The following is a 10,008-nucleotide window of genomic DNA, read 5'->3' as shown; positions in this document are numbered from 1 at the left end:
GGCTGACCCCGCACCCCACCACCTCCGGGCGGCCCCACCCTGCACGAACGGGGCCGCCCGTTCCACATTCCGCGATGGGTGGGTCCCGTCGGACTGCGAGGCCGCGGCCCCCCGCCTCTTGACCTCAAGCATGGTCGATGTTCAATCGTGGCTTTCATGAGTGCGACGGATATCGATACACAGACCCTTGAGACCGAGATCGAAGCGATCAAGCAGGTGGTCGCCACGGTCGAACACGCCCAGAACAACGAGCTCCCCGACGAGTTCCTCCGCCTGTTCCGGGCCGACGCGATCTGGACGACGGGCGGCGGCAAGCGCCTCTTCGGCCTGGACGAGATCTCGGCGTTCACGCACCAGGTGCTCCCCGGCGGGATGCAGGGCATGTCGCTCACGTTCGAACTGGAGCACGTGCTGTTCATCCGCCCCGACGTGGCCGCTGTCAAGCTGCGCCAGGTGTACCGGACACCGGACGGGCCGGACGTGGGCTCCCCGCTGTGGGTCATGGCGAAGGAAGACGGCCAGTGGCGCTTGACCGCCTGCCAGAACATCGGCGTGCCCGACGACGAGTTGGTCGCCGAAGCGGAGAACAGGCCCGTCTTCGACCCCGAACTGTGAGACACCCGCACACGTCCCGCGTCCGGGCGACCCCCGGCCTCGCGGTCGCCCCGGGCATTCGATGGTCATGCTCCAAAGCGCGTATGCTCACTGCGTCGACGGTCCACGAACTGGCGCGTCAACACAGCGCTGGCAGCGTGTCCTGCCCCGTCGCGGTACGCGCACGGTGGACCACGGCGACACACCGACGACGCTCCCGAACCAGCCTCCGGCGCAGGTGGGAACGGGCTGGGGCCGGTAGATGAACCTTCTCCCGGCGAGGATGTACGGCGCTTGCACTCGGCAGGGTGGAGTGACCAAGAAGACGAGTAGCTAGACCCTGACCTGCGAACGGGCGGCCCTGCACAGCACGAACGGGGCCGTCCGTTCCGTGATTGCTCCGCGCGGCTGGGTCTGGTCCTGTGGGCCTCCCACAGCACCCCCCGCCTGAGCTTCCCAGAGTCAGAGTGCCCCCGCTGGAGGCAGAGAAGACCTCGGCCACATGCGACCAGAGGACGGGCGGCGGCGCGCCCCCGTGACCGCCTGCGGCTGGAGGGCTGGGCAGAGTGCTCGCGATGCGCGGCCCGGCGCGGCCGTCCGGTGACCGACGCCCGCTCCGGGCGGGCTGGCGCGGGGCCGCGCAACGGCCTGAGCGCCGCCGCACCTTGATGACTGGTCTGGCCTGTCCTCCTGGGGCTCCGGTTTGCGCCGGAGCCCCTTCGCTGTTCCCGGCGCGACCTGCGGGAACGCGCTCGGACTCATTCCGCGTATATTCCGGGACCAGTGACATGCGGCTGCGTTCGGTGGCGTCTGACTGCATGCGGGGGATCTTGGAGAGCGAACAGCCTCCGACCGTTTGCACTGGTCAGAGGCTGTTTCAGCATGTGTGGCGGGTGCAGGGTTCGAACCTGCGTAGGCTAAGCCGACGGATTTACAGTCCGCTCCCATTGGCCACTCGGGCAACCCGCCGTGGCGTCGCTTGCGCGACGGCTCTGGAAAGAATAGCGGACCGTGGGAGTGGGTGTGACATCGGAGCGTGGGCTTGATCGCTAAGCTCGGTGGACCGTGAACGTTGCTGCTGAGGGGATGTGTGTGCGATGGCGGACAGCTCTTTTGACATCGTCAGCAAGCTCGACCGGCAGGAGGTCGACAACGCGCTGAACCAGGCCGCCAAGGAGGTGGCCAACCGGTTCGACTTCCGGAACGTGGACGCGGGGATCAAGTGGTCGGGTGAGTCGATCGAGATCCAGGCGAACACGGAGGAGCGGGCCAACGCCGTGCTCGACGTGCTGAAGGACAAGCTCGTGAAGCGGGGGATCTCGCTGAAGGCGATCGATGCCGGTGAGCCGAAGCCGTCGGGCAAGGTGCACAAGCTGGGCGTGGGCCTCAAGGAGGGCATCGAGCAGGACGACGCGAAGAAGATCGGGAAGATCATCCGGGAGGAGGGGCCGAAGGGGGTCAAGGCCCAGATCCAGGGGGACGAGCTGCGGGTCACTTCCAAGAAGAGGGACGACCTGCAGGAGGTGATCGCGCTGCTCAAGGGGAAGAATCTTGATGTGGCGCTTCAGTTCGTGAACTACAGGTAGTCGCCGAGGGAGCGCGCCGGCCCCATCCCCCGCAGAAGGGGCCGGCGCGTTCGGTGTTATGACGCAGCGGCCTCCGGAATGGTTCGGTCGCGTGGGCGGCAAAACTTGCTCGGGTGCTGGGCCGGCGTGGAGTCCCCCGGACTCAGCGGCCGCCGGCCATGCGCTCCAGGCGGGCTATGCGCTCGGCGACCGGGGGGTGGGTGGAGAACAGCTTGCCGATGCCCGCGCCGGAGAACGGGTTGGCGATCATCAGGGAGCTGGTGGTGGCCAGTTCGGGGTCCTGGGGCAGCGGCATCGCCCGGGTTCCGGCGTCGATCTTGCGGAGGGCGGAGGCCAGGGCGAGCGGATCGCCGGTGAGGAGGGCGCCGGAGGCGTCGGCGGAGAACTCGCGGGTGCGGCTGATCGCCATCTGCACGACGGCGGCGGCCACGGGGCCGAGGACCAGCAGCATGAGGGCGCCGAGGAGGCCGGGGCCGTCGTCGTCCTCGGAGCGGCCGGGGAGGAAGATCGCCAGGTAGGACAGGTAGGTGATGACGGTCGCGATGGCAGCGGCGACCGAGGAGATGAGGATGTCGCGGTTGTAGACGTGCGACAGCTCGTGGCCGAGGACGGCGCGCAGTTCCCGCTCGTCCAGCGTCTGGAGGATGCCGCGGGTGCAGCAGACGGCGGCGTTGCGCGGGTTGCGTCCGGTGGCGAACGCGTTGGGCTGGCGGGTCTCCGAGACGTACAGGCGCGGCATCGGCTGGTGCGCGGAGTTCGACAGCTCCCGGACGAGCCGGTACAGCAGCGGGGCCTCGACCTCGCCGACCGGGTGGGCGCGCATGGAGCGCAGCGCGATCCGGTCGCTGAACACGTAGGCGACGCCGTTGGTGCCGAGTGCGGCGATCAGGGCGATCGTCAGCCCGGCGCCGCCGCCGATCACGTACCCGGCGGCGAGCATCAATGCCGACAGCGCGGCGATCAGCGCTGCCGTCCTGACACCGTTGAACTGCACTTCCGCCTGCCTCCCCGTCGGTTGCCCCATGAGCATCAACGGTTTGACCTGGGTGAACGTTCCCGCCCTAAGTGGCCTGAGTCACCGTCTGCAGGACGATCTGGGGCGCGGCCGACAGGACGAGGGCACCGGCCGCGGTGGCGGCGATGGCGGAGCGGACGGGCAGGCCGGGCGCCGGGTCGTAGGACGGGCCGGGCGCGGGCGTGAACAGCCGCGCGGCCCAGACGAGGTAGTAGTAGAGGCCGATCACCGTGTTGACCGCCATCACGGCGGCGAGCCAGGTGACGCCGCCCGCGACGGTCGCGCGGAACACGACGACCTTCGCGAACAGCCCCATCACGCCCGGCGGCAGGCCGGCGAGGCAGATCAGGAAGAAGGCGAGGGCGGTGGCGACGGCGGGGCTGCGGCGGGCGAGGCCGCGGTAGTCGTCGAGGGTGTCCCAGGACGGGCTGAGGCGTCCGGCGGTGCGGCGGCGGAAGCCGATCACGACGGCGAACGCGCCGAGGTTCATGACGGCGTAGAGGGCGACGTAGGCGGTGGTGGCGGCGACGGCCTCGGGGAGGCGGTTCGCGCCGACCGCGAGGGGCGCGAGCATGTAGCCGGACTGGGCGACCGACGACCAGGCGAGCAGCCGGATCGCGGTCCGCTGCCGCAGCGCGACCAGGTTGCCCAGCGTCATCGTGACCGCGGCCAGGACGGCGACGACCGGGCCCCAGACGTGCCCGTACGCGGGAAGCCCGAGCGCCAGGACGATCAGGAGCCCGGCGAACCCCGCGGCCTTGGAGACGACGGACAGGAACGCGGCGACGGGCAGCGGGGCGCCCTGGTAGACGTCCGGTGCCCAGAAGTGGAACGGGACGGCCGCGACCTTGAAGCCGAACCCGGCGAGCACCAGGACGGACCCGGTGGCGGCGACGGGGTCGAGGTCCGCGGAGAGGTTCGCGAGGGCGGGGGCGATGCGGTCGAGGTGCATGGCACCGGTCGCGCCGTACAGGAGGCTGACCCCGAACAGCATGACCGCGGTGGAGACCACGGAGACGAGGAACAGTTTCAGCGCGGCCTCGGACGCCGCCCCGTCGTAGCGGCGCAGAGCGGTGAGCGCGAACACCGGGAGCGCGAGGGTCTCCAGCGCGACGACGAGGAGGACGAGGTCGCGGGCGGCGACGAGGGTCAGGGCGCCGATGACGGAGGCGAACAGCAGGAAGTGGTACTCGCCGGCCGGCATCTTCGAGTCGGTGATCTCCTGGAGGGAGAGCAGCACGACGATCACGGCGGCGCCGAGGACGATCCCCTGGAACAGGAGCGTGAAGTCGTCGGCGACGTAGGAGCAGGACGGGGGGCCGTCGCCGCGCAGGCCCCCCGGGAGGCAGAACGTGGCGCGGCGGTCGCCGGTCGCGAGGGCGATCACGGCGATGAGCGCGGCGCCGAGGGCGCCGGCGCTGAGGGGGCCCAGCAGGCGCCGCGGCACGCCGAAGGCGTCGGCGAGCAGCAGCCCGAGCGCGGCGACGGCGAGGACCAGCGGCGGCGCGACGGCCGCGTAGTCGATGCTCTGGATCATCAGCCGCCTCCGAACAGCACGCGGACGGGACCGGTGGTCACGTCCAGCAGGGTCTTCGGCCACAGGCCGACCAGCAGCGTGAGCGCGATCAGCGGCGTCCAGGCGGCGTACTCCTGGAGGGACACCGCGGCCACGGGTCGGCGCGCCGCGGCGACCCCGTCCGCCGGCCCGTGCGTGATCTTGGAGAGCATGCGCAGGAAGTAGGCGGCGGTGAGCATCGCGCCGAGCGCGGCGACGGCCATGAACGTCACGAACGTCTCGCGCGGCAGGTCGGCGTGCGGGCGGTACGCGCCGAGCAGCGCGAGCATCTCGCCCCAGAACCCGGCGAGGCCCGGCAGCCCGAGCGAGGCGACGGACGCGAACGTCAGGATCGACGCCAGCCGCGGGGACGTGCCCAGCATCCCGCCGCCGAGCGCGTTCATGTCGGTGGTGCCCCAGCGTTCCTTGACCGATCCGGCGAGGAAGAACAGCAGGCTGGTGATGAGGCCGTGGGCGATGTTGCCGAACAGCGCCGCGTTGATGCCGACGGGGGTGAGGGTCGCGATGCCCAGCAGGACGAACCCCATGTGCCCGACGGACGAGAAGGCGATCATCCGTTTGAGGTCGCGCTGGGCGAGGCAGGCGAGCGCGCCGTAGACGATGCCGATGACGGCGAGCAGCCCGAGCCACGGTGCCCAGAACCGCGCCCCTTCAGGCGCGAGTGGCAGCGCCACGCGGACGAGGCCGTAGGTGCCCATCTTCAGCAGCACCCCGGCGAGCAGGACGGATCCCACGGTCGGCGCCTCGGTGTGCGCGTCGGGCAGCCAGGTGTGCAGCGGCCACATCGGCGCCTTCACCGCGAAACCGATGCCCATCAGGGCGAACGCGGTGATCTGGAGGCCGCGCGTCAGGCCGGACCCGTGCCGGGCGGCCAGCTCGGTCATGTCGAGGGTGCCCGCCGTCGCGCCGACGAGCAGCATCCCGGCGAGGAGCAGCCCGGAGCCGAGCAGCGTGTAGAGGATGAACTTGTAGGCGGCGGCGCGGCGTCCCGCCCCGCCCCACAGCATGATCACCACGTACATGGGGATCAGGACGGTTTCGAAGAAGACGAAGAACAGCACGAGGTCGAGCGCGGTGAACGTGCCGAGCATCCCGACTTCGAGGACGAGCAGCAGCGCGGTCAGCAGCCGGATCCGGCCGCCTTCGGGCGGGTGCCGCAGCATGTAGAGGAAGCAGAGGAACGTCAGCAGCGCGGTCAGCACGACCAGCGGCAGCGAGATCCCGTCGACGCCGAGGTGGAACCGGAGCCCGATCGCGGACGCCCACTCTCGGTCCACCTCCAGCTGGACGCGGGGCGTGGCGCCGAAATCGAAGGCCGTCAGCGCGGAGATCGCGACGAGCAGCGTCGCGGCGGACACGGCGGTCCCGAAGGCGCGGACGGCGAAGCCGGTGCGCAGGAACCGGCTCGACGGGACGAGCATCGCCAGCGCCCCCGCGAGCGGGATCGCCATCATCAGCACGAAGATCACAGGAAGATCACCACCCCGGCCACGATGACGACGACGCCGGCGAGCAGGCCGGTGAGGTAGGACTGCGCGTTGCCGTTCTGCGGGACGCGGAGCATTTCGCCGAAGCGGGCCGAGGCGCGTCCGGTGCCGGTGACGGCGGCGTCCACGCGGCGCCGGTCGAGGATGACGATGTGGCGTGCCGCGGCCTGGACGGGCCGGACGATCGTCCGCTCGTACAGCTCGTCCACGAAGAAGGCCCGTGCGAAGAGCGGACGGACGGGCCCAAGCGCGCGCGCAGGATCCAGAGCGGGGTCACGGTTCCACAGGAGGAACGCGGCCCCGGCACCGGCCGCGAGGAGCAGCACGCTCAGCAGCGCCGGGCCCGCGTGCGGGCGCAGTTCCTCCGCGCCGAGCCCGAAGAAGCCGAGGATGGCGGCGGGGACGGCCAGGGCCGCGACCGTCCACGACATGAACCTCGACGGCTCCCGGATCTCGTAGGAACCACGCGGCTCCCCGAAGAACGTCATCAGCCACGCGCGCGTCGCGTAGGCCGCGGTCAACGCGACCGTCAGCAGCAGCCCCAGGTAGATCAGCCAGGCGACCCAGCCCGGCAGCGAGTACACGGCGGCGAGCTCGGACCTGGTGAGGCTGGGCAGGGTCCCCCCGTCCAGCGCGGAGCCGGGGACGAGCGCGAGCCTGGGACGGCCGTCCGCCAGGGGTTCGCCGCCATGGAGGGCGGAGTGCTGGGCGGCCTCGATGACGGAGTCCTTGCTGAACCATCCGCTGAGGGGCGGGACGCCCGCGAGCGCGGCGGAACCCACGGTCATCGACCAGAACGTGACCGGCATGCCGCGCCGGAGCCCGCCGTAGTGGGCGAGCATGTTCGACCCGGCGACGACGATGACGCATCCGGCGGCGAGGAACAGCAGCGCCTTGAACGCGCCGTGCGTGAGCAGGTGGAAGACCGCCGCCGTGTCGGCGCCGACCGCGAGCCCGGCGGCCATCACGGCGAGCTGGCTGATCGTCGAGTACGCCAGGACGCGTTTCAGGTCGTCCTGCGCGAGGGCCGCGCAGGCCGCGCCGACCATGGAGATCACCGCGACGATCCCGAGGGCGGCCAGCGCGGCGGGGGCCGCCTCGAACACCGGGAACAGCCGCGCCACGACGTAGACGCCCGCCGCGACCATCGTCGCCGCGTGGATGAGGGCACTGATCGGCGTCGGGCCCGCCATCGCGTCCGGAAGCCAGGTGTGCAGCGGGAACTGGGCGCTCTTGCCCGCGACGCCGGCGAGCAGGAGCAGCGCCGCCGCCGTCACCGTCGTGTCCGGCAGGTCGCCCGCGCTCCGCACGATCTCGCGGATCTCGAACGTGCCGGCGCCGGCGCCGAGGACGAGCACGCCGATCAGGAAACCGACGTCGCCGAGCCGCGTCACCAGGAACGCCTTGACCGCCGCCCGCGAGTTCGCCCGCTCCTCCCAGTGGTGCCCGATCAGGAAGTACGAGCAGATGCCCATGACCTCCCAGCCCGCGTACAGGACGAGGAGGTCGCCGGAGTAGACGACCAGCAGCATCGCGGCCGTGAACACCGAGATGAACGCGGCGTAGGAGGAGTACCGGCGGTCCCCGTCCATGTAGGCGACCGAGTACACCTGGACGGCGAGCGCCACGCAGCAGACCATGAGCCCGACGACCGCGGACAGCCCGTCCACCTGGAGGCCGACCCTGATCGGCACCGAACCGGTCTCGATCAGCGTGAGGACGCCGGTCCGCTCCCCCGGAGCGCGCCACACGGCGAACGCGACGATCGCGGACAGGACGAGCGACACCGCGATCGGCGCGCACGCGATGAGCGCGGGCCCGTTGCGCGGCGGCGCCGTCCGGCCGCCGGGGCCGCCGCCCAGAAGGCGCGTGAGGGACGGGCCGAACAGCATCCCGGCGAACGCGGCGAGGAACGGCAGCAGCGCCACCAGCGAGGCGAGCCAGATCACGGGGCGGCCTCCTCGACCGCCTTCTCCCGAGGCAGCGCCTCGGGTTCGGATGGGCTCGCCTCACGCTCCGACAGCGCACGGAGCCGGTCGACGTCGACGTTCTGCCGGTTCCGGAACACCAGCAGGACGATCGCCAGCCCCAGCCCGATCTCCGCCGCCGCGATCACGATGATGAACAGCGTGAGGACCTGCCCGCCGTGCAGCGCGTCCCGGAACCAGACGTCGAACGTGACGAGGTTGAGGTTCACCGCGTTCAGCATCAGCTCGACCGACATCAGCACGAGGATCGCGTTGCGGCGCGCCAGGACCCCGTACACACCGACGGAGAACAGCAGCGCGGCGACGATCGTCGGGTAGGCGAGATGCATCAGCCGTGGTCTCCCTCGCCCGAGTCCGTCTTCCCCATCTTCCCCGTCTTCCCCGTCTTGTCGGTCTTGTCGGTCTTGTCGCCTTCCGGGCGGGCGCGGATGTCGGAGCGCGACAGGACGATGGCGCCGACCAGGGACGAGAGCAGCAGCACGGAGAGGATCTCGAACGGCAGCACCCACGTCCGGAACACGCTCGCGCCGAGCGCCTCGGCCGACCCGCCGCCGTCCTCCAGCGGCATGCGCGCGTCCCCGAACCCCATGACCGTCACGGTCACCAGGACGGCGGCGGTGGCGACGGCCACGGCCGCCGCAGCCCACCGGTTGCCGGAGTCCAGGTCGGCGGACTCCCCGATCGGCGCCCGGGTCAGCATGATCCCGAACAGCAGCAGCACGACGACCGCGCCGACGTAGATCAGCACCTGCACCCAGGCGACGAACTCGGCGGTGAGGACCAGGTAGCCGCCGGCGAGCGCGCCGAACGACACCACCAGCCACAGCGCCGCGTGGACGAGCCGCCGCGTCGTCACGACCAGGATCGCGGAGCCGACGGCGATGACGCCGAGCAGCGTGAACACGATCTCCTGGCCGCTCACGTCCCGGCCCCCGGCGGATTCCGCGCCGACCGCGCCGCCGCCTTCTCGGCCGCGCCCACTTCCTTCGGCGGCTCGGCGGCCGGGTCGTGGGCCTGCGGCGGCGGGACGGTCCACATCCACTCGCGCAGCCGTTCCTTCTCGTGCGTCAGCTCCGCGATGTCGTACTCGGCGTACTCGAACTCCGGCGACCAGAACAGGGCGTCGAACGGGCAGACCTCGATGCAGATGCCGCAGTACATGCACAGCGCGAAGTCGATGGCGAACCGGTCGAGGACGTTACGGGTGCGTGCCCGTCCGCCGCCCTCGGCGGGGAGCGTCTCCTTGTGGGAGTCGATGTAGATGCACCAGTCGGGGCACTCGCGGGCGCACAGCATGCAGACGGTGCAGTTCTCCTCGAACAGCGCGATGACTCCGCGGCTGCGCGGGGGCAGGTCGGGTTGCACTTCGGGGTATTGACGCGTTATGGAACGCCGCGTCATCGTTCGCAACGTGACCGCCAGCCCCTTGGCCAGCCCGCCTCCTGGTAGCCGTCCCACGCGCCCCATGATTGCGCACGATCGGCCCCCTGGGAACGCGATGGGCTCCGCGTCCGTCTTACCAGGTATGGACCGGACGGTCCGGGGCAGGTTCGTGGGCAGGAGGGGAACGTGAGTCATCCCGCAGATCGCCCCTACGATTCACAGAAGGGCCGCCGTCACCACGGTCCGGCCACCGGCCCCTATCCCGGCCCGCGCGGCACGCACCCACCGCCGTCGCGGACGTACGGGCCGCCCGGGTGGCGCCGCCCCTACCCGGGTCCGCCGGTTCCGCCGCCCGGCCCGCCACCGGTCCAGCCACCGC

At 71.1% G+C, this 10,008-nt stretch carries 9 protein-coding genes and 1 tRNA gene; 2 read left to right on the top strand and 8 right to left on the bottom strand.

Translation table 11 applies throughout. From position 1 onward, the window contains the following. Positions 1–156: 156 nt before the first annotated feature. The gene (locus E1281_RS32100; protein ID WP_131883467.1) at positions 157–615 is read left to right on the top strand and encodes an SgcJ/EcaC family oxidoreductase; all 459 of its coding nucleotides are present in this window, start codon (positions 157–159) and stop codon (positions 613–615) included. An 866-nt stretch (positions 616–1,481) separates the two neighbouring features. On the opposite strand, the gene E1281_RS32095 is transcribed toward E1281_RS32100, so the two are convergent. Beyond that, positions 1,482–1,563 (bottom strand) — tRNA-Tyr (locus E1281_RS32095). A 128-nt stretch (positions 1,564–1,691) separates the two neighbouring features. Here E1281_RS32095 and E1281_RS32090 point away from each other — a divergent pair. Beyond that, positions 1,692–2,180 carry a YajQ family cyclic di-GMP-binding protein gene (locus E1281_RS32090; protein WP_131883466.1) on the top strand — a complete coding sequence of 163 codons (489 nt, stop codon included), beginning with the start codon at positions 1,692–1,694 and terminating at the stop codon, positions 2,178–2,180. A gap of 142 nt (positions 2,181–2,322) precedes the next feature. On the opposite strand, the gene htpX is transcribed toward E1281_RS32090, so the two are convergent. The 7 genes from htpX to E1281_RS32055 form a co-directional block, all read right to left on the bottom strand. Then, positions 2,323–3,174, bottom strand: a complete 852-nt coding sequence (htpX, locus tag E1281_RS32085) for a zinc metalloprotease HtpX (RefSeq protein WP_207943612.1) — start codon at positions 3,172–3,174, stop codon at positions 2,323–2,325. A 67-nt stretch (positions 3,175–3,241) separates the two neighbouring features. Continuing rightward, a complete protein-coding gene (locus E1281_RS32080; protein WP_131883464.1) occupies positions 3,242–4,732 on the bottom strand; it encodes an NADH-quinone oxidoreductase subunit N in 1,491 nt (496 codons plus the stop codon). Next, the gene (locus tag E1281_RS32075; RefSeq protein ID WP_347813326.1) at positions 4,732–6,240 is read right to left on the bottom strand and encodes an NADH-quinone oxidoreductase subunit M; all 1,509 of its coding nucleotides are present in this window, start codon (positions 6,238–6,240) and stop codon (positions 4,732–4,734) included. The genes E1281_RS32080 and E1281_RS32075 overlap by 1 nt, the downstream gene beginning before the upstream one ends. Then, positions 6,237–8,207 (bottom strand): NADH-quinone oxidoreductase subunit L, encoded by a 1,971-nt coding sequence (locus tag E1281_RS32070; protein WP_243717639.1) that lies wholly within the window; start codon positions 8,205–8,207, stop codon positions 6,237–6,239. Before E1281_RS32070 ends, E1281_RS32075 begins: the two co-directional genes overlap by 4 nt. After that, positions 8,204–8,575 carry an NADH-quinone oxidoreductase subunit NuoK gene (gene nuoK, locus E1281_RS32065; RefSeq protein WP_131883463.1) on the bottom strand — a complete coding sequence of 124 codons (372 nt, stop codon included), beginning with the start codon at positions 8,573–8,575 and terminating at the stop codon, positions 8,204–8,206. Before nuoK ends, E1281_RS32070 begins: the two co-directional genes overlap by 4 nt. Next, positions 8,575–9,168: an NADH-quinone oxidoreductase subunit J gene (locus tag E1281_RS32060; protein WP_131883462.1), complete on the bottom strand. Its 594-nt coding sequence runs from the start codon at positions 9,166–9,168 to the stop codon at positions 8,575–8,577. Before E1281_RS32060 ends, nuoK begins: the two co-directional genes overlap by 1 nt. After that, positions 9,165–9,611, bottom strand: a complete 447-nt coding sequence (locus E1281_RS32055; protein WP_243717638.1) for a 4Fe-4S binding protein — start codon at positions 9,609–9,611, stop codon at positions 9,165–9,167. Before E1281_RS32055 ends, E1281_RS32060 begins: the two co-directional genes overlap by 4 nt. Positions 9,612–10,008 lie beyond the last annotated feature (397 nt).

This window comes from Actinomadura sp. KC345 (genome assembly GCF_004348515.1).
In the GTDB taxonomy this organism is placed as follows: domain Bacteria; phylum Actinomycetota; class Actinomycetes; order Streptosporangiales; family Streptosporangiaceae; genus Spirillospora.
This window is presented reverse-complemented; position numbering and strand designations above follow the sequence as displayed.